The following is a 17,957-nucleotide window of genomic DNA, read 5'->3' on the forward strand; positions in this document are numbered from 1 at the left end:
TCATCCTCAACAATTAAAATCTTTTCTTTACTCATCTTATTTTCAATATCTTACTTAGATTTCTCTGTTTATACCTAGTTTTTTTTTTTATTTTTGAATTAAGGGTGGTCGCTGGTATTCCCAAAAGATCTGCCGCCCCTCCGGTGCCTGATATTTTTCCTTTGCACCGATTAAGGACATCAATAATATGATCCCGTTCATTCTCTGAAATTGTTTTTATACCCGCTTGATGAGGTGTTTCTTCGTTTTTTATTTCCAATTCCAGGAGATCCTCCTGGAGTGTATTACTTTTTGATAAAAGAATAGCCCTTAAAACAACATGTTCAAGTTCCCTGATATTGCCGGGCCAGTTGTATTCGCTCATTTTTTCCATGAACTCACTAGAAAGCCGGATATTTTCCCTGTCCAGCAATTTTGCGTGTTTTTCGATGAAATAAGCCACAAGGATTGGAATATCCTCTTTTCTGGCACGCAGGGATGGAACATGAAGAGGGAAAGCATTGAGTCTGAAAAATAAGTCCAGTCTGAATTTTCCTTTGGATATTTCTTTTTCCAGCTGTAGATTGGTTGCTGCGATTATCCTGAGGTCAGCTGGAATAGGATTTTTGCCGCCAATACGTTCAATTTCTTTTTGCTGAAGTACCCTTAATAATTTTGCCTGGAGATCAAAGGGCATTTCCCCGATCTCATCCAGGAAAATTGTCCCACCATTGGCTTCTTCGAATTTCCCTATCCTCTGGCTTATAGCTCCTGTAAAAGCGTCTTTTTCATGTCCAAAAAGTATGGATTCAATAAGATCGCTAGGCAGGGCAGCACAATTTACTGCAATAAGTGGTTTACTATTTCGTGCCGAAAGCTTGTGAAGGTTTTTTACAATCAGTTCTTTCCGTGCCGCTTTCCCCTGTAATTAATACGGAAGTATCAGTCGGAGCAACAACTATGAGTTGATCCAGCAGGTTGAGCAGGGCAGGGCTCTGGCCAATAATATCCTTGAATCTACCTTCATTCAGCGGAAATGGTAATTTGTTTTTTTCTGGTACAACAGTATTCTTTTTTAAGGAATTGACTTTCTCAAATTCAATGATATGACTGAGGTTTTTGGCCAGGGTACTTTCAAGAACATTCAACAGATCTAAATGTTCGCGTTTGAAAATGTTGTTCAGCCGGCTGTAAAAAGAAAAGGTAATACAATCTCCATTATCCAGGTTGATAGATTTAATCAAATTGGATCTCAGATTATAGGTCTGTGCGATTAGTTTTTTTATGGGGACTCTGTTCAATAACTCTTCAAAATCTTTTCCTGTATAAATGTTATCCCTGGTCATTTCGGGGGTAAGCCTATTGACGGACTGATAAAAATCCGGGGTTGTTCCCGAATCTTTAACAAACTTATCAACTGATACAATATCATATTCACTAAATTGTCTGCGGGCTATTCCGATTTCAGAAAACCTGGTCCTGTCACCTGCTGTTCCTATAAGTGTAAGAAAATCAAAAGGCAGGTATGCTTGGAATGCACTTGTAATCAATAATAGTTTTTTTTTCCAGCTTAATGGTTTCATGGAGATATCGACAATGAAACCTTCCATAAATAATTTGCTGCTGATTTTAAGATTTTCAACATGCTCTTTGCGGTAACGAGCAATATCAATGCTCAGTAATACATCTTTATCGCGATAAGGTTTAACTATAAATCCATAGGGCATTGTAGATTTAGAGGCCTCCAGGACTTTTTCATTGGAATTGGCAGAAATATAAATAAACGCAATCTGTCTGTCCATCAGGATGTTTGCAAGGTCTATCCCCGTCTGCTTCCCTTTCAGAAATATATCAAGCAGGACCAGTCCAACTTCTTGTTGCTCCAGTATTATCAGCGCACCTTTTACCGAATCTGCGATTCCTGCGATCTCGTATCCGGCACGGGAAAGTATCATTTTCAGATCATGGGCAACTATAAACTCGTCTTCGACAATTAGAATTCGTTCTGTCATATTTAGATTGTATTCAGCAGATTTCAAATATTTCTTAGCTAATAGTATGCTTTCTTTTAATTTTAAACTTCTTTATTTTGGAATTCAGCGTAGTGGCAGGTACACCTAATATTTCAGCTGCGCCTCCTTTTCCTGATATTTTTCCTTTACATAACTGGAGTATATGGAAAATATGATCACGTTCATTGTCGAAAATGGTCTTGATGGTTGTTGTGAGCTTATTATTTTCAACTAGCAGCTCCTCTAATTTTGGGAGATGTATTTCTTTAATCAGATTCCCTTTAGACAATAATACACTTCGTTCCATCAAATGTTCCAGTTCGCGGACATTACCCGGCCAGGGATAGGCGATCAGGGAATTGAAAACGCTTCTGGAAAGTGTTTTCAATTCTTTGCCCGTTTTTTCTTTGCGAATTTGTTCATAAAATGTATAGACATTTCAACTATATCCTCTTTACGTTCTCTCAAAGGAGGAATCGTAATAGGGAATACATTTAAACGGTAAAAAAGATCACTCCGGAATTTGCCATTTTCTACTTCTTTTGCAAGATTTCTATTGGTTGCAGCTATGATCCTTACATTTGTTTTGATGACACACTTACCACCAATGCGCTCAATTTCTTTTTCCTGAATTGCGCGGAGTAGCTTTACCTGGATATCCAGCGGAAGTTCTCCAATTTCATCCAGAAAGAGAGTGCTGTTATGAGCGAGTTCAAATTTACCGACCCTGCGGTCTACGGCTCCCGTGAAACTTCCTTTTTCGTGTCCGAATAGTTCGCTTTCGACCAGGTTTGCTGGTAAAGCGGCGCAGTTCACCTTAATCATTAGTTTATCTTTTCTTGGAGAGTGTATGTGTATGGATCTGGCAATCAGTTCTTTTCCTGTACCGGTTTCTCCTTGCAGCAGTACCGTACTATCAGAGGCTGCAACCTGTTCGATTAAATGAAACACTTTTTTGATTCCAGGCCCCTGTCCAATAATTTCAGTGTGGTCGTAGTTCTTTTCTACCTGTTCCTGCAGGTATGATTTTTCTTCTTCCAGCAGTTGTTTATAACGTTTTATTTCCTGAAGTTGCTCTTCGATTTTTTCATTTGCTTTAATATTCGAAACAGCAACAGAAATCTGGAGTGAAATGCTATGCAGCAGACTGTAATATTCATTGGAAACGGCATTGATCTCCTTAGCATACAGGTAAAAAAACCAACACATTCAGTTCTGTCCCAGATAGGTAAGCCTATCATTTCTCTGATTCCGAGATGATGCCAGAACTCAAGCCATACTGGGGGAGAAAACCACGTTAATACTTCTTCAATATTAAATACAACTGGTATAGGTGTTGACATCATAATTTCACATAAACCATCATCAAGTCCATATTTTTTTGTGGAGACAGGTGCAATACCCTTATTTTTGAAAAAAACTCTCCGTCTGATTGTACAAAAATGGACTATGTGTTTTTTTATCGTCATTAATCAGGCAAATCACAAAATGCTCGAACCTGAAGATTTTTTTTAATTTTTCTTCAATTACATTAAACAGGTCGGTTTTATTCCTAATGGTAGCTATGGCGTTACTTAACGAAAGCAGAACTGCATTTTCTTTTTCTTTTTTAATAATCTTTTCATTTGCAATCATATTGGCAATTGCTATAGAAAGCTGAGCAGCAATTACCTGGATTATTTCTTCGTTTTTTTGGATGCTGAGCTCATTGCTATAAGAGAAGATGTAAAGGCCTCCAAATATGACATCTCCACTTCTGAGTCCTATGGCAATGAATTCTTTGACTATTGTTTTTTGATAAAAAGAGATATATGACGGAGCAGGTGATGTTTTGCCAAACGCTTCAATCGTATAGATTACAGGGAATTTGGGTGTTGGCATATCCACAGGCAAACCATTTTTTTCTCTCCAATGTGCAGATAAACCGGAGAAAAATTGTTTTGTTGGTCAGGGATGTTGATTGTTATCTCCTCAAAGGAAAAAACAGACTTTAATTTATTTCTCAGCAGGTCTGAAAGATCATCCCGGTTACGAATTGCAGCAATATCATTACTCAGTTTTAGAAGGATTGCGTTTTTAACCTTAGGGTTTATACCAGCAGCTGATATCGTATGCGGCTTTTCTAAATTCTGCACATTTTCCATAGCTTAAATGTAGGGTTATTATTATAAAACTGGCGAAATTAAAAAATGTGAATTGACGATATTTCGTGAATGTTATTTTTTAGGGTTTGATGGTTAGTTACTTAAGTTGTTGTTTTCTATAATTGAAATCAAGTAGGTTCAATAAAATCTTCTTGCCGCTCAAAATATTTTTTTTTTTGTCCGCACTCGTAAACCATTCGTGAATCAGCGATATATAGAGAGCTTATTATTGATGGTTTGGAGTTAAGTTGCTGAAATTTTAGTCTATTGTTTCGTTGGTATACTTCTTGGCTAAAGGAAGGAAATTATAATGATATGAAACCATCACCAAATCTTCTTTCTCCGGAAAACCACACATTAGTACTGATCGACTTTGAAGGTCAAATGGCTTTTGCTACTAAAAGTATTGCAATTGCCGAGCTCCGGACCAATGTTGCAATTATTGCTGGAGCTTCGAAAATATTTAACGTTCCAACCATTGTGACAACAGTGGCTGAAGAGTCTTTTTCAGGTCCTGTATTTCCTGAGGTTGAAGAGTTTTATCCTCAGGCTACATCCGGTTATATAGATAGAACATCAATGAATACCTGGGAAGATGAGCCTGCTTACAGAGCTATCACAGGCACAGGAAAAGTGAAATTAGTGCTTGCCGGCTTATGGACAGGCGTTTGTATTGTCGGTCCGGCGTTGTCTGCTATTGCTGAAGGTTTTGAAGTTTTTGTGATTACTGATGCCTGCGGTGATGTAAGTGCCGAAGCTCATGAACGTGCAATTCAAAGAATGGTACATGCGGGAGTTAAGCCAGTTACTTCCGTTCAATATTTACTGGAACTTCAAAGGGACTGGGCGAGAACTGAAACCTATGTGGCTGTAACCGATCTGATGAAGAAATATGGTGCGGGCTACGGTCTTGGCATTCACTATGCACATCATATGCTTAAACACTAAGTAACAGTGATAATCAAACTAAAAATTAATAAACCTAATGTTTAATTCCTACAAAATATTTGTGCTGATGTTAACCTTCGTCTTAATTTTCGGAGCAGTCAAAAGTCAGGCGCAGAGTTTTAAACTGATGCGCTTTGATGAAGATTATTCGACATGGAGTGACTCTGTGAAAACTTTGTACAACAGCATAAAATTTCTGCCCTTTTCGCCAGATAAAAAGATGTATTTCTCATTTGGTGGAGAGGCCAGGCTGGAATATGTATCTTTTAATCATGAGGACTGGGGGAGATTAGGGGTCGGTCATAACAATTTCCTGCTGCAACGCTATGACCTGCATACAGATGTACATTTTAGTGATAGAATACGCGTTTTTGTTCAGCTTAGAAGTGCATTGCAGGGGGGGAGAAAAAATGGTTCCAGACCCGTTGATCAGGACGAGCTGAATATTCAGAATCTTTTTGTTGATCTCAAAGCGTGGAAAAAAGCAGATAAGAGTTTAAACCTGCGGATAGGTAAACAAGAAATAGATTATGGGTCTGGCAGATTGATATCCGTCAGAGAAGGGCCAAATGTGCGGTTGTATTTTACGGGTGCAAAGCTAATGTACACGTCAAAAAATCTATCTCTGGATGGATTTGCCATGTTCGCAGATACCATCAACCCCGGAAAGTTTGATAATAAAAGATCAAAGAATATAAATCTATGGGGTGCTTATGGTAAAATTATACTCCCTGAAGCCGGTAATCTGGATGCTTATTACATCGGCATCAGAAGGGATGAATCCCAGTTTGAAGAAGGGGTGAATAAAGAAATCCGCCATACTATTGGAAGCAGGTTCTGGAAAAGCGGAGCTGGACTGATTTATAATCTGGAAGCAGCTTATCAGTTCGGGAAGTTTGGTAGCAAAGGCATTTCTGCCTGGACAGCTTCGGCAGAATTAGGGTACTCCTTTGAGCAAACGAAATTCAGACCCACAATCAATCTCAGAAATGATTATATCTCAGGAAACAGCTATACGAACGGCACTCATTTAAATACTTTTAATCCAATTTATCCAAAGGGAGGGTATTTCGGATTCAGCCCGCAGATAGGGCCGGTTAACCTGATTGATATCCATCCCTACGGGAGCGTGTCTTTAACTAATAAACTAATGGTACAGGCTGATGTAGTATTTAACTGGAGATACTCCTTACAGGACGGTGTTTACAGGCCAGGCGGTACTTTCAATCTGGGTGGTTCAGCTTCAGTCAAGAGATATATCGGTACTGCCTATCTTTTAAGTGTAGTATACAACGTCAATAAATTTATTAACCCTGAATACGGGAATACAATATTTTAAAACAGGGGATTTCATAGATGACATTATTCCGGACTCAAAAAATGGTCTGTTTATGAATACCCGTCTTGTCATTAAGTTTTAACAATAAAAATCAACAACGTGAAAAATAACTTTTCAGCTCAGCAATATATCCATAAAGGGGTAACAGCAATTTTGCTCGTTTTCTGTTCAATTTTAAATGTAACTGCATTATATGCACAACAAACCACTGCTGTGGGAACAACCAAAGTATGGGGCAGCGTCAGCGGTGTGGCTATTGAAGGCATTGTACAAGGGCCTTCCGCTCAGGTTAGTGATCTTCAGATGGTATGTGTTTTTGAGTATACGGAAGGGGATATATTCAATTCCCCACCTGCATTACCTGCCGCACTAAATGGCCTGGTACACCTTGATCATGATATAAAAGGACTGTTGACTACGTTGCGTAAAGAGGGTAAGTTTCTGGGACATGCGCTGGAAACAATCGTTTTAATCCCGCCAAAAGGAACTATAGGGGCAAAAAAACTCCTGTTGATTGGACTGGGGGACAGAAATAAGTTCAACGCCGATATGATGACTGCCGTTGGCAGCGTTGCGATGAATGAAGCGCTCAGACTGAATGTAACAAACTTCTCTTTTGCAAGTGATCTGAAGGATGCAGGTATTGATTCTCCTACCGCACTGGTAGCAGGAAATGTGGTTAAAGGCATTTTTCAAGCTTATCGTACACAAATCTGGCTGAGAGATAAAAAAATGGCCAGTTTTAAACCAATTGCCAAAGTTATACTGCTCGCCGGCCCATCATTTTTTACCGTTGCCGGAGAGGGAATAAAAGAAGCAATAGCTTCCATTAATTAATAAATATCACAAATTCTTTATTCAACAGATATGATGAGTGCAGATATGATTCTGTTCAATGGTAAAATTCACACTATTGCACAGCATAAAAAGGAGATTACGGCGGTAGCAATAAAAGATGGCCGGTTTATGGCTTTGGTAGCGATAAAGAAGTCATGAGTTTAGCAGATTCAGGTACTCAGCTTATTGATTTAAAAAATAAAAGGGTAGTACCTGGTATTAATGATTCACATATTCACTTGATCAGAGGAGGTTTGAATTTTAATCTTGAGCTTCGATGGGATGGCGTGCCTTCTCTGGCCGATGCATTACGGATGCTAAAAGAACAGGTGGACAGAACACCTTCACCACAGTGGGTAAGAGTTGTGGGAGGCTGGTCTGAGTTTCAATTTGCAGAACGAAGGATGCCTACGCTGGAGGAGATTAATGCGATAGCACCAGATACGCCGGTATTTATCCTGCATCTCTATGACAGGGCGTTTATGAACGGTGCAGCACTTCGTTCCGTAGGTTATACGAAAGATACCCCGGCACCTCCGGGAGGCGAAATTCAGCGGGATTCTTCGGGCATGCCTACCGGGCTGATTATTGCAAGTCCTAACGCAATGATCCTCTATTCTACCTTAGCAAAAGGGGCCAAAGCTTTCTTATGAGCATCAGGTAAACTCAACCCGTTGTTTCATGGCAGAGCTCAATAGGTTCGGAATTACAAGCGTAATTGATGCAGGAGGTGGATTTCAGAATTTCCCGGAAGATTATAAAGTGGTACATGAACTCAATGAGAAAAAGCAATTGACAGTGCGCATTGCTTATAATCTTTTTACCCAGCGACCAAGACAGGAGTTTGAGGATTTTGAAGCCTGGACAAATGCTGTGGAGCTTTATCAGGGAGATGATATGTACCGTCACAATGGTGCTGGAGAAATGCTGGTGTTTTCTGCTGCTGATTTTGAAGATTTTCTTCAGCCAAGGCCGGACCTGCCTGAAAATATGGAAGCCGAACTGGAACGTGTGGTTCGGCTACTGGTAGAAAGACGCTGGCCTTTCAGGTTACATGCTACTTATAATGAAAGTATAACCCGTTTTCTGAATGTTTTTGAGAAAGTGAACAGTGATATTCCTTTTGCAGGAATACCGTGGATATTTGATCATGCTGAGACTATTGATGAAAAGAACATTGAGCGGGTAAGAGCGCTTGGAGGAGGGATTGCTATACAAAGCAGAATGGCCTATCAGGGTGAATATTTTACAGAAAGATATGGTCAGAAAGCTGCTTTACAGACACCACCGGTAAAGAAAATGCTGGAAATGGGCGTGCCGGTTGGGGGAGGGTCTGATGCAACGCGGGTAAGCAGCTATAATCCATGGGTATCTATGTTTTGGCTTTGTGCAGGTAAAACTGTCGGAGGACTAAAAATATACAATGAAGAATCGCAACTGAGCCGTGAAACAGCTCTGGAACTCTATACGCGCGGAAGTGCCTGGTTCTCCAATGAACAACAGAAAAAGGGGGACATCGCAGTAGGTATGTTTGCAGACCTTGCCGTGCTTAACAAAGATTATTTTAAGGTAGAGGAAGAATTGATAAAAGGCATAGAGGCGGATCTTACGATTGTAGATGGAAAGATTGTCCAGCAAGAGCGGATTTTTCTTCTTTCTCTCCACCCGAAATTCCGGTACTTCCGGACTGGTCACCAACTCATATTTATAAGGGTTATTATGCTGAATCCGGCAATACACCAGTGCAGATTCATTCTTGTTCAGGAAGCTGCAACGTACATGCGCATCAGCATGATGCTGTACGTCAGAGTAATCTTCCGATTAATAATTATACAGCATTCTGGGGAGCACTCGGTTGCTCTTGTTTTGCTTTTTAAAGAAAGATCATGGAAAATATAATTAAAGCTATTCTTTATTCCGATCCGGGCAACCAGATCAACAATATTGTCATATTGATTTTCAGGATGCTCCTGATGCTGGAATTGTTCCGTGTACATGGAATGAAGAAATTCAGAGTAGAAAACGGACAGCGGGAGCAGGTTCCTAATCCATTACATCTGCCGGAAAAATTGAATGCCCTGGTCGCCACATTTTCAGATACCATAGTCCCTATTCTTGTGTTTGCCGGATTGGGACCAGGATTTTCCTGCTGCCAACTATTGGAGTTACCGCTATAGGGTACTTTGTAGTTCACAGAAAAGATTCCATTGAGGTGCGGGATGTACCGTATATGTATACACTGTCTTTACTGTTGCTATGGGCTTTGGGTTCAGGTGCTTATTCACTGGATCACTATTTACTAACTACATTTTTAAATTAATTTAATATCAATTATGAAGACTACTATTGGAATCAAACCTGAAAACCTGGCAGAGGTTGCCCATTCGCTGAGTAAAATCCTTGCAGATGAATTTGTGCTCTGTACCAAAACACGTAACGCACATTGGAATGTGGAGGGACCTGATTTTTATAATAAGCATAAGTTTTTTGAAGAACAATATACACAGCTTGAAGAAATCGTTGACGGGGTGGCCGAACGTATCCGCACCCTCGGCCATTATGCTCCAGCTACTTTAAAACAGTACCTGGAGTTAACCCATTTATCAGAAGAGACCAGGGAGAAAAATGATAGTCAAGGCTATATTAAAACTCTTCTGGATGATCACGAGAGTATTGTTATTCACCTAAGAGCGAACATTAACGGGTATGCAAATGTGCTACAGGATCTTGGAACGAGTGATTATATTACTGGTTTAATGGAAAAACATGAGACTATGGCCTGGATGTTAAGGGCGCACTTATCTTAAAAGAAATATACAATGGAACAAAAACAGAATATCTGGTTCGTTACCCTGATATTAACTGCAATAGCTGGGTATTGTGATACCATTACCTTTGTTGCAGCAGATAAGATTTTTTCTGCACATGTTACAGGGAACTTTATTGTTTTCGCTTATCAGATCATTAAAGGATCGGATACTGATGCGTGGATCAAGCTGCTGACTTTTCCGGTTTTCATATTATCGGTTATGATTGCGGGAAGGATAGCTGATAAAGTTGTAAACAAGCATTATCTTTTATTCTTTGAAGGTCTTATTCTAATAGCAGCTGGTATTCTGGCCTATCTTTTTGGTTATATACAGAATCAGGAAATTACCTGGCCAATTTATCTGGTGGTGATGATGGTAGTTTTTGCTATGGGGTTTCAAAATGCTTATGGTAAACTCTTTGCTAAAGACACCTTTGGGCCCACGACTATGATGACTGGCAATGTTACGCAAATATCACTTGATCTTAAAGGGCTTATCATTAATGGGTTCAGTAATATTGAATATCTGGAGAATTTCAAAAAAGGAACCGTCACGATCGGCGGCTTTCTTGCCGGGTGTATTCTAGGTGCTTATATCGGTAAACTTTTTGGACTAGCCGGGATTTTATTACCGGGTATGGCTATGGTAATCTGCTATTTATACACTAAATCTATTACCAAAGAGAATCCATTGTAAACCCTGCCCGAATGGCTCTTTTTTTAAAAAGAGCGGCTAGCATATAATAGTTTCATCACTACTAAAAAAACAATTGTATTCTAATGGAAAATACTATTCTAGGTCTGCATCATATTACTGCAATAGCAGAAATGCACAGCAAAATTTTAATTTTTACACCAAAATATTAGGCCTGAGGATGGTTAAAAAGACCGTCAATTTCGACGATCCTGAAACATATCATTTATATTACGGGGATGAAAGCGGTTCGGCCGGAACAATACTTACCTTTTTCCCCTGGGAAGGAATAAGCCAGGGTATTGAAGGAGTAGGAATGGCAACTGAGATTGGTTATTCAGTACCCGAAGGCAGCCTGGATTTCTGGCTGAAAAGGTTTAAAGAACATCGTATACAGACTGGTGAAATTTCAGAACGTTTCGGAGAACAGATACTCCCATTTAAAGATCCTGATGGACTCTCTCTATGTCTCATTATTCCAAAGAACCCTGATCATAGAGTACCGTGGGAAACTGAAGAGATCAAAAATGAAAATGCAACCAGAGGGTTTCATAGCACTACACTAAGCCTTCAGAAAATTGACGAAACCGCGGAGATTCTGACTGATATATTTGGTTATAGACTGCTTGCACAAGAAGGTAACCGATATAGGTTTATTACCGATACTGTGGATACAGCATCGGTTGTGGATCTTCTGGAAATTCCTGATGGTAAGAGGGGGAAAAATGCTGCAGGGACTAATCACCATGTAGCCTTCAGAGTAAAGAATGAAGAGATTCAAATGGAACTCAGAGAAAAAATTCTCAGTAAGAACTTGCAAATCACCCAGAAGATTGATAGGGACTATTTTTTCTCCCTGTATTTCCGTGAACCAGGTGGCGTACTCTTTGAAATTGCTACAGAGAACCCGGGTTTTACTGTTGATGAGCCGCTCAATGAGTTGGGTACCCATTTGATGCTTCCGAATCAGCATGCATATCTTAGAGACGATCTGGAAAAAATTCTGCCTGAGTTAGGCTAAATTTTATTAAATAAAAATCGCATACATAAGATTAACATCGGAAAGACAGGCGAGATGCTTTTTACACTAAAAGTTAGAATTATGAGAAATATAGTTACCGCTGGCAAGAGTTTAAGCCAGGCCAATAAAGTACTGATTATGATACATGGACGGGGAGGAACTGCCGAAGATATTCTTTCTTTGTCATCAGATCTGCACGTTGCCGATTTTGCGCTGCTGGCACCACAGGTTCAGGGAAACAGCTGGTATCCTACGTCATTTCTTTCACCAAGAGAGGAGAACGAGCCTTTTCTTTCTTCGTCATTAAATGTCCTTAAAGAAATGGTAGCAGATCTTGAAGCCAAAGGTTTTTCAAGGTCGCAGATTTATCTTCTTGGTTTTTCACAGGGTGCATGTCTTGCACTTGAATTTGCGGCTTCCGATGCGAAAAGATATGGGGGGATAGTTGCTTTTACCGGAGGGATCATCGGGGAGCATCTTGATCACCGGAATTATCATGGTGATTTTGATGGGACACCTGTATTTATAGGGAGTAGTAACCCTGATTTTCATGTGCCTGTTGAAAGGGTAAACGAGACTGCCGTTCTTTTTGAAGAGATGGGAGCAAATGTACGGAAATCATCTATGAAAACATGGGGCACACCATTAGTGCGTCTGAAATAACACAGGTTAATAAGCTGATTTTCGGATAATAGTGATAATTAAATTTCAAATATTTTAGATACATGGAAAAGGAAACGGCAAGGATAGAGGCTTTTAGTGATGCAGTATTTGCTATAGCAGTGACCTTGCTTGTGCTTGAACTTCATGTTCCGGAATTCAGTAAAAGTCAGGATCCTGGTTTGCTAATGGCAGAACTCAAGGCGCAGTGGCCCGGATATCTGGCTTTTACAATTTCATTTTTCAGTATTTTTATCATGTGGGTAAATCACCATAAGTTGTTCAAGCAGATTTACAAACGCAATACCGGGCTTATGTTTGCCAATGGCCTTATTCTTTTTCTGGCTTCAATTGTATCCTACCCAAGTGCTTTGCTAGCTCGTTTTTATCAGACCCCTTCACAGCAGTTTGCGGTTTCGGTTTATACGGGGATGTTTGTACTGGTTAATATTTCTTATAGTTTATTATGGTATCAGGCCACGAGGAACAAAGAATTGCTTCGTCCCGGATTGGAGGAGCATACGATTACCCTGATACGGAATAATTATTTATATGGTCTGTTTACCTATCTCTCCGCATTTATATTGTCTTTTTATTTCCCAAGCACGGCATTGATCATTTGTGTTTTACTTTGGGGATTCTGGGCGGTGTCTTCCGGAAAAATAAGTAGCAGGGGATAAGTAAACCTCAAAACATCCCGTTCGATTCGATTTGATGAACTTTTTCAAGTTTTAAAAGGATGTTTATAAGGTTCATTTTCTCGTTGTGTGAAGGCGGTCCGGTCACTTGAGCAGATGCTTTTCTTATATTTCCCATGCTCTCATCCATGAGTTTTTTCCCTTTTGGAGTGATGTGGATCATTTTATTTCGTTTATCACTATCTAAAGCCTGCTGTTCTGCCCATTCATTTTTAATCAGCCTGTTAATGATTTGTATCCCCGCAGATTTTTTATGAATATTTAGTCGGATGAGAGAGGTTTTACTCATACTTCCAAATGAAACTAAGCTGATTAAATAAATAAACTCATCAGGAGTTGAAAAAGGAGTATTCGCTATAGCCGTTTTTACATGTATTTTTGCATATCTGTACAGATGTACTACTCTCCCTAGCTCCGGAGATAAAGATCTAAACCCATTAGATGGTTTCTGTAAATTTCAATAGATTAATGAATTTGTTGTCGCTATAAAATTAATAAAATAATTTGTGTAGTTATTTATTTAGATATTAAATTTAATTATTTCACTATTTGTCGATATCAGGATTGTAATTGCCGTAAAACCACATATGTTGTAGACCATTTCTGGTGCAGTACTGTAGGGGTTGTGCTGGAGTTTGAACCGGGGTTGAACCGGCATCGAACCGCCATTGAAGTGGTCTCCAGAGGAATTTGGAAGAAACTTAAATAAACAAAATATTGCAGCTTAACCGAATGTCCATTTTATTGTTGAATTCCAAACGATGTATGAAAGATCAGGGACGAAGATAACAGAGATTAGAGGTGGCAGTCATGCTGTATATATTTCGCATCCAAAAGAAGTAGCGGAAGTTATTTTATCAGCTTCCATGTAAATATCTTTTAATTCCAGAACAATGAAAATATTTGCCTTTGCAGTAAGTTTTCCTCTTCTTCCATTGATCGGGAATTAGTAAAATACTGCCTCTATTATTTCGCAACCCATGAGGTTAGCTTAAATAAAAATTATCAACGGGCTAATCTGCAAATGAGTAGCCCGTTGATTAAGCATTAAATGGATCCACATTAAATACGTGGAATATTCTATGATGCTCTAAATGTCTGATCTTGTTTATCAACAAAAGGCTGGAAAAGATGACTAGGCCAGTTAGGGTCTATATCAGAAATTCTTTCAATAGGCTTCCATTTATCATTCCTTTTTTCGAAAACATCAGTATACGTACCTGTCGATACAACACCTTCTTTATCCTCTTTCCAATTTTTACTATCCATCTCCATTGTACAGAAGCTTTTGTTTCGTTAATACCAGTAATTTCAAACCATCCCATGCTGTGTGACCACCTACCTATAGGAAAAACACTATGTGCATAGTCATATAAATTTTTTAACCCTTCAAAGCCTGTAAATGTTTGCGACCTTAAATCGTGTACTGTAAATGTTGCCTCTGGCCAATAAAGACTAAGATATTTATCAACGGATGCTCTACTTGGATCGTTATCTATATAACATTGATGTAATGATAGCTGTTCGAAAATTGCAAATTTGTCTGAAATACTGAGTTCCATAATTTCTAATATTTTATAAAATTAATAATGAGTTTATTGATGGACAAAGGTAAATTGCTATTGGGGGGCTTACCTATCATTTTACACTTATTACTGATACAAACCCGAAAAATAGAATAAATTAATTAATCTTATCTTTGTTAATGGGTAGAATTTGTTAATAATAAATATAATGATGTTGTCAGAAATGCTCTTATATTTGGTGTTAGATTAGCTGCAATTATCTTATCCAAATGACCCACATCATATCTTATCCCTTCAAACCTATTACTAATAACCGGCAAATGCTTCATATCATCAGTATTGCTGAAAGAATGGTTAGAGGAGGTGATGCTGTCAAAAGACCTCACAGGACTGATTTTTATATCATTCATCTGACAAGCAAGGGAAGCTCTCGGCATATGGTTGATTTTGAAGAAATTGAAGTTAATCGGGGTGACGTTCTTGTAATTACACCAGGGCAGGTGCATAACTTTATCGAAAGCGAAGTGCATGATGGATTTTTACTTGCGTTTCCAAAAGAATTTTTTTACCAGTCTCCCCAGGATATCCATTTTCTGGATAACGCACAAATATTCAATAATATCAATACGGTTACCAAGATTAGTTTTAATGAATCTTTGTTGGAAATTATTAATGCATTGATAGAGAGAATGAAGCTTGAGCTGGCTACGCAATATGATTTTTTCAAGCTCCTGTTCTGCATAATTATTTATCAAATCTTTTACTTTTTACAGAACGCAGATGTATAGAAATCAATAATACGTGTGCTAAATACGATTATTTATCACAGAACCGCATATATGTAGCCGAGTATAAAAAACTCATCCGTGAGGCATTTAGGAAAGAAACCAAAGTGAAATATTATGCCAACAAATTATTTATTAGTGAGCGAAAGCTGCAAATGGCGTCAATGGCAGTGCTAGGTAAATCTCCGAAAGAACTAATTAACGAGCAAATAATACTTGAAACTAAACGTTTGCTCATCCATGCGTCTATGAGTGTGAAGGAAGTGGGATATAATTTAGGATTCGAGGAGCCTACTAACTTTACGAAATTTTTCAAAAGTCAAACTGGAGTATCACCCACTCAATTCAAGGAAGACAGACTGCTTTAATCCTCCTGATTTTTCTATTTATAGCATTAGACATTTGCCTCATTCGTACAGGACAGATGTCATATTTGTATCAGGCTAGGAAAGTGGAAGCGATGATTCCATAATATGACGAAAGATCGCGTTTACCATTTCCTATAAGATTGAAAATAAGTATACTATGTCTTGCAAATAAGACGGCATATAATTCTTGTTGTCTATAAAGTTAAACATGATGAGTCCTTTTTTTTTTTAATTATTAAGTATCAGTAGATTGTGTCTGCTAAAATATAAATACGATTTAGCAATAAGAATAAGCTGTTTTCTGTTTAAAATTTGTTATTAACGTTGTATATGGTTGATTATGAGTAGATAGTGGCTGATTTATTGTGGGGCTATTTATAATTAGATAAAATAATAACCCTAAAACAAAAAGTTATGGCTTTCAAAGCAAGATTAAACTTTTCGGGCAAGGAGTACGATGTACTTCACTGTGCCTATTCTCTAAACCGTGATGTTGATGCAAAAGGAAGACCCTCTTCCGGAGTGTATGGTGGAACAATCGATATCGAACTCGAGTCTACCGAAGATACCTCAGTGTTTGAAGCAATGGTAAACAATCAGTACAAACCTTTAACTGGTACTCTTTTGATTAAAAAATCGGAAGAAGATGCAAAGATGAAGGAAGTTCATTTTGAAGATGGATACATCGTTAAGTATTCAGAAGGAATCAATATCACTGGAGATAATCCAATGACATTGAAATTCCAGATCTCTGCCCGTAAATTAAAACTGGGTAATGCAGAGCACACTAATGACTGGCCTAAGGCTTAATTGTAAAGAACGTTTAACATTTAAAGAAAATTATCATGGCATTTAAAACCAGATTGACTCTAGGGTCTAAAGAATTCGATGTGTTGCAATGCAGCTATTCATTAAACAGAGATGTGGACGCAAAGGGACGCCCTTCATCAGGAGTTTACGGTGGAACTATTCACCTGGAAATTGAATCAACTGAAGATACTTCAGTAATTGAATCAATGGTAAACAATCAGTACAAGCCGCAGGCAGGTACAATTGTTTTCAAAAAAGGCGAAGAGATGCAAAAATGAAAGAATTGCATTTTGAAGATGGTTACATCATCCAGTACAATGAGGGTATTGCGGTAAACGACAATACGCCAATGACGTTAAGCTTTGTTGTATCAGCACGTAAGTTGAAAATCGGCAATGCTGAACACACCAATGATTGGCCTAAAGCTTAATTTAGGTTTGTAACAATGCCATCTATGATTTTCTGGATGGCATTGTTAATTCAAATCTGTTCTGCTCTTTCATCATCATTTCAATTCTTTCCAAATATCAATATAATGGAACACAAAGTAAAGGTGGAGATTAACATAGAAGGGACACCTATATCTACGTTCTCCAGTTTCAATTTGAATCAACGCTTCAATGAACATCATACTTTTGAACTGCGTTTCAATCAGGATCAGATTGAACTTCCAGGTGCACTTTCTCTAAAAAATTCAAAAGAATTTATAGGTAAAAACCTGATGGTAGAATTTGGTGATATCCCTGGTTCAGAGAATCGTTTTTCAGGTATTATCACCAAGGTAGAGATTGCCCAGGCACACGGTTTTATGGGTGATATTATTATCAGTGGTTTCAGCCCGACAATTTTGATTGATCGGGGACCAGATCTGGGTTCTTATTTAAATAAAGACTTGAAAGCTATTATCAGTCAGGCCACTAATGATGTACCTGCAAATGATCTCTATAAGGAAATTAGCCCGAGCCGTAAGGAACCAATTGATTACCTGATTCAATACCGCGAAAGTGATTTTGAGTTTATCAATCGGCTTTCTGCTCAATACCACGAATGGTTTTTCTACAATGGTACGAGTTTGGTTTTCGGAAAGCCAGATGAGTTGAAAGAAGTCAAGCTCATTTATGGACGTGATCTGAATAATATCCAGTATGGAATGGAGATCGCACCATTGAAGTATATGAAATTTGCTTACAACCCCAAACAGGATGAATTATTAACTGCAAAAGGTGAAGGGCGGAGTGCCGGGGTGCCAGATATGGCCCATGTTATTTGCGGCTTCTAATTCTGTTTATAGTAAAACCTATAATCAACCTTTAATTACAAGAGCAGA

Annotated in this window: 23 protein-coding genes and 1 pseudogene; 17 read left to right on the forward strand and 7 right to left on the reverse strand. The window is 38.6% G+C overall.

The features are described from left to right. Positions 1–31 precede the first annotated feature (31 nt). From ACWYN3_RS01585 to ACWYN3_RS01605, 5 genes are all read right to left on the reverse strand, one after another. On the reverse strand, positions 32–880 hold the full coding sequence (locus tag ACWYN3_RS01585) for a sigma 54-interacting transcriptional regulator (RefSeq protein WP_456222833.1): 849 nt from the start codon (positions 878–880) through the stop codon (positions 32–34). Beyond that, positions 840–1,991 (reverse strand): response regulator, encoded by a 1,152-nt coding sequence (locus ACWYN3_RS01590; RefSeq protein ID WP_456219567.1) that lies wholly within the window; start codon positions 1,989–1,991, stop codon positions 840–842. The genes ACWYN3_RS01585 and ACWYN3_RS01590 overlap by 41 nt, the downstream gene beginning before the upstream one ends. 34 nt (positions 1,992–2,025) lie before the next feature. Beyond that, on the reverse strand, positions 2,026–2,379 hold the full coding sequence (locus ACWYN3_RS01595; protein ID WP_456219568.1) for an AAA-type ATPase lid domain-containing protein: 354 nt from the start codon (positions 2,377–2,379) through the stop codon (positions 2,026–2,028). Beyond that, positions 2,376–3,200, reverse strand: a complete 825-nt coding sequence (locus ACWYN3_RS01600; RefSeq protein ID WP_456219569.1) for a sigma 54-interacting transcriptional regulator — start codon at positions 3,198–3,200, stop codon at positions 2,376–2,378. Before ACWYN3_RS01600 ends, ACWYN3_RS01595 begins: the two co-directional genes overlap by 4 nt. A 195-nt stretch (positions 3,201–3,395) precedes the next feature. Beyond that, positions 3,396–3,872, reverse strand: coding sequence for a hypothetical protein (locus ACWYN3_RS01605; protein WP_456219570.1), 477 nt, complete (start codon positions 3,870–3,872; stop codon positions 3,396–3,398). Positions 3,873–4,450: 578 nt separating this feature from the next. On the opposite strand from ACWYN3_RS01605, the gene ACWYN3_RS01610 reads away from it, so the two are divergent. From ACWYN3_RS01610 to ACWYN3_RS01665, 12 genes are all read left to right on the forward strand, one after another. After that, the gene (locus ACWYN3_RS01610) at positions 4,451–5,083 is read left to right on the forward strand and encodes a hydrolase (protein WP_456219571.1); all 633 of its coding nucleotides are present in this window, start codon (positions 4,451–4,453) and stop codon (positions 5,081–5,083) included. Positions 5,084–5,120: 37 nt separating this feature from the next. After that, positions 5,121–6,422 carry an alginate export family protein gene (locus ACWYN3_RS01615; RefSeq protein ID WP_456219572.1) on the forward strand — a complete coding sequence of 434 codons (1,302 nt, stop codon included), beginning with the start codon at positions 5,121–5,123 and terminating at the stop codon, positions 6,420–6,422. A 99-nt stretch (positions 6,423–6,521) separates the two neighbouring features. Continuing rightward, a complete protein-coding gene (locus ACWYN3_RS01620; protein ID WP_456219573.1) occupies positions 6,522–7,259 on the forward strand; it encodes a M17 family peptidase N-terminal domain-containing protein in 738 nt (245 codons plus the stop codon). Positions 7,260–7,289: 30 nt separating this feature from the next. Beyond that, positions 7,290–7,418, forward strand: a complete 129-nt coding sequence (locus ACWYN3_RS01625) for a hypothetical protein (RefSeq protein ID WP_456219574.1) — start codon at positions 7,290–7,292, stop codon at positions 7,416–7,418. Beyond that, on the forward strand, positions 7,415–7,912 hold the full coding sequence (locus tag ACWYN3_RS01630) for an amidohydrolase family protein (RefSeq protein ID WP_456219575.1): 498 nt from the start codon (positions 7,415–7,417) through the stop codon (positions 7,910–7,912). Before ACWYN3_RS01625 ends, ACWYN3_RS01630 begins: the two co-directional genes overlap by 4 nt. 28 nt (positions 7,913–7,940) lie before the next feature. Continuing rightward, positions 7,941–9,158 carry an amidohydrolase family protein gene (locus ACWYN3_RS01635; protein ID WP_456219576.1) on the forward strand — a complete coding sequence of 406 codons (1,218 nt, stop codon included), beginning with the start codon at positions 7,941–7,943 and terminating at the stop codon, positions 9,156–9,158. Continuing rightward, positions 9,146–9,436 (forward strand): hypothetical protein, encoded by a 291-nt coding sequence (locus ACWYN3_RS01640; protein WP_456219577.1) that lies wholly within the window; start codon positions 9,146–9,148, stop codon positions 9,434–9,436. The genes ACWYN3_RS01635 and ACWYN3_RS01640 overlap by 13 nt, the downstream gene beginning before the upstream one ends. A gap of 156 nt (positions 9,437–9,592) precedes the next feature. Further along, positions 9,593–10,066, forward strand: a complete 474-nt coding sequence (locus ACWYN3_RS01645) for a Dps family protein (protein ID WP_456219578.1) — start codon at positions 9,593–9,595, stop codon at positions 10,064–10,066. Positions 10,067–10,078: 12 nt separating this feature from the next. After that, a complete protein-coding gene (locus ACWYN3_RS01650; RefSeq protein ID WP_456219579.1) occupies positions 10,079–10,765 on the forward strand; it encodes a YoaK family protein in 687 nt (228 codons plus the stop codon). Positions 10,766–10,943: 178 nt separating this feature from the next. Continuing rightward, positions 10,944–11,783: a ring-cleaving dioxygenase gene (locus tag ACWYN3_RS01655; protein WP_456219580.1), complete on the forward strand. Its 840-nt coding sequence runs from the start codon at positions 10,944–10,946 to the stop codon at positions 11,781–11,783. An 81-nt stretch (positions 11,784–11,864) separates the two neighbouring features. Next, on the forward strand, positions 11,865–12,446 hold the full coding sequence (locus ACWYN3_RS01660) for an alpha/beta hydrolase (protein WP_456219581.1): 582 nt from the start codon (positions 11,865–11,867) through the stop codon (positions 12,444–12,446). 62 nt (positions 12,447–12,508) lie between these two features. Next, a complete protein-coding gene (locus ACWYN3_RS01665) occupies positions 12,509–13,123 on the forward strand; it encodes a TMEM175 family protein (protein WP_456219582.1) in 615 nt (204 codons plus the stop codon). Positions 13,124–13,130: 7 nt separating this feature from the next. Here ACWYN3_RS01665 and ACWYN3_RS01670 read toward each other — a convergent pair whose 3' ends face one another. After that, complete coding sequence (locus ACWYN3_RS01670; protein WP_456219583.1) at positions 13,131–13,430, reverse strand: hypothetical protein; 300 nt, start codon at positions 13,428–13,430, stop codon at positions 13,131–13,133. A gap of 791 nt (positions 13,431–14,221) precedes the next feature. After that, positions 14,222–14,410, reverse strand: coding sequence for a hypothetical protein (locus tag ACWYN3_RS01675; RefSeq protein ID WP_456219584.1), 189 nt, complete (start codon positions 14,408–14,410; stop codon positions 14,222–14,224). A 526-nt stretch (positions 14,411–14,936) separates the two neighbouring features. Here ACWYN3_RS01675 and ACWYN3_RS01680 point away from each other — a divergent pair. The 5 genes and pseudogenes from ACWYN3_RS01680 (at position 14,937) to ACWYN3_RS01700 (ending at position 17,909) form a co-directional block, all read left to right on the forward strand. Beyond that, positions 14,937–15,455 carry an AraC family ligand binding domain-containing protein gene (locus ACWYN3_RS01680; RefSeq protein WP_456219585.1) on the forward strand — a complete coding sequence of 173 codons (519 nt, stop codon included), beginning with the start codon at positions 14,937–14,939 and terminating at the stop codon, positions 15,453–15,455. Positions 15,456–15,559: 104 nt separating this feature from the next. Beyond that, on the forward strand, positions 15,560–15,820 hold the full coding sequence (locus tag ACWYN3_RS01685) for a helix-turn-helix domain-containing protein (protein ID WP_456219586.1): 261 nt from the start codon (positions 15,560–15,562) through the stop codon (positions 15,818–15,820). Between the two features lie 414 nt (positions 15,821–16,234). Next, positions 16,235–16,630: a type VI secretion system tube protein TssD gene (tssD, locus tag ACWYN3_RS01690; protein WP_456219587.1), complete on the forward strand. Its 396-nt coding sequence runs from the start codon at positions 16,235–16,237 to the stop codon at positions 16,628–16,630. A gap of 35 nt (positions 16,631–16,665) precedes the next feature. Then, positions 16,666–17,060: pseudogene (tssD, locus tag ACWYN3_RS01695) on the forward strand (type VI secretion system tube protein TssD). A 105-nt stretch (positions 17,061–17,165) separates the two neighbouring features. Next, positions 17,166–17,909 carry a contractile injection system protein, VgrG/Pvc8 family gene (locus tag ACWYN3_RS01700; protein ID WP_456219588.1) on the forward strand — a complete coding sequence of 248 codons (744 nt, stop codon included), beginning with the start codon at positions 17,166–17,168 and terminating at the stop codon, positions 17,907–17,909. Positions 17,910–17,957 lie beyond the last annotated feature (48 nt).

The sequence above is a fragment of the Pedobacter sp. NJ-S-72 genome, assembly GCF_053890575.1.

Coding starts and splice junctions, on each gene's coding strand:
- ACWYN3_RS01610 (WP_456219571.1), top strand. CDS start 4,451: ATGAAACCATCACCAAATCTTCTTTCTCCGGAAAACCACACATTAGTA.
- ACWYN3_RS01645 (WP_456219578.1), top strand. CDS start 9,593: ATGAAGACTACTATTGGAATCAAACCTGAAAACCTGGCAGAGGTTGCC.
- ACWYN3_RS01675 (WP_456219584.1), bottom strand. CDS start 14,410: ATGGATAGTAAAAATTGGAAAGAGGATAAAGAAGGTGTTGTATCGACA.
- ACWYN3_RS01680 (WP_456219585.1), top strand. CDS start 14,937: ATGACCCACATCATATCTTATCCCTTCAAACCTATTACTAATAACCGG.
- ACWYN3_RS01640 (WP_456219577.1), top strand. CDS start 9,146: ATGGAAAATATAATTAAAGCTATTCTTTATTCCGATCCGGGCAACCAG.
- ACWYN3_RS01590 (WP_456219567.1), bottom strand. CDS start 1,991: ATGACAGAACGAATTCTAATTGTCGAAGACGAGTTTATAGTTGCCCAT.
- ACWYN3_RS01700 (WP_456219588.1), top strand. CDS start 17,166: ATGGAACACAAAGTAAAGGTGGAGATTAACATAGAAGGGACACCTATA.
- ACWYN3_RS01650 (WP_456219579.1), top strand. CDS start 10,079: ATGGAACAAAAACAGAATATCTGGTTCGTTACCCTGATATTAACTGCA.
- ACWYN3_RS01660 (WP_456219581.1), top strand. CDS start 11,865: ATGAGAAATATAGTTACCGCTGGCAAGAGTTTAAGCCAGGCCAATAAA.
- ACWYN3_RS01635 (WP_456219576.1), top strand. CDS start 7,941: ATGGCAGAGCTCAATAGGTTCGGAATTACAAGCGTAATTGATGCAGGA.
- ACWYN3_RS01625 (WP_456219574.1), top strand. CDS start 7,290: ATGATGAGTGCAGATATGATTCTGTTCAATGGTAAAATTCACACTATT.
- ACWYN3_RS01600 (WP_456219569.1), bottom strand. CDS start 3,200: ATGTGTTGGTTTTTTTACCTGTATGCTAAGGAGATCAATGCCGTTTCC.
- tssD (WP_456219587.1), top strand. CDS start 16,235: ATGGCTTTCAAAGCAAGATTAAACTTTTCGGGCAAGGAGTACGATGTA.
- ACWYN3_RS01655 (WP_456219580.1), top strand. CDS start 10,944: ATGGTTAAAAAGACCGTCAATTTCGACGATCCTGAAACATATCATTTA.
- ACWYN3_RS01665 (WP_456219582.1), top strand. CDS start 12,509: ATGGAAAAGGAAACGGCAAGGATAGAGGCTTTTAGTGATGCAGTATTT.
- ACWYN3_RS01670 (WP_456219583.1), bottom strand. CDS start 13,430: ATGAGTAAAACCTCTCTCATCCGACTAAATATTCATAAAAAATCTGCG.
- ACWYN3_RS01615 (WP_456219572.1), top strand. CDS start 5,121: ATGTTTAATTCCTACAAAATATTTGTGCTGATGTTAACCTTCGTCTTA.
- ACWYN3_RS01605 (WP_456219570.1), bottom strand. CDS start 3,872: ATGCCAACACCCAAATTCCCTGTAATCTATACGATTGAAGCGTTTGGC.
- ACWYN3_RS01630 (WP_456219575.1), top strand. CDS start 7,415: ATGAGTTTAGCAGATTCAGGTACTCAGCTTATTGATTTAAAAAATAAA.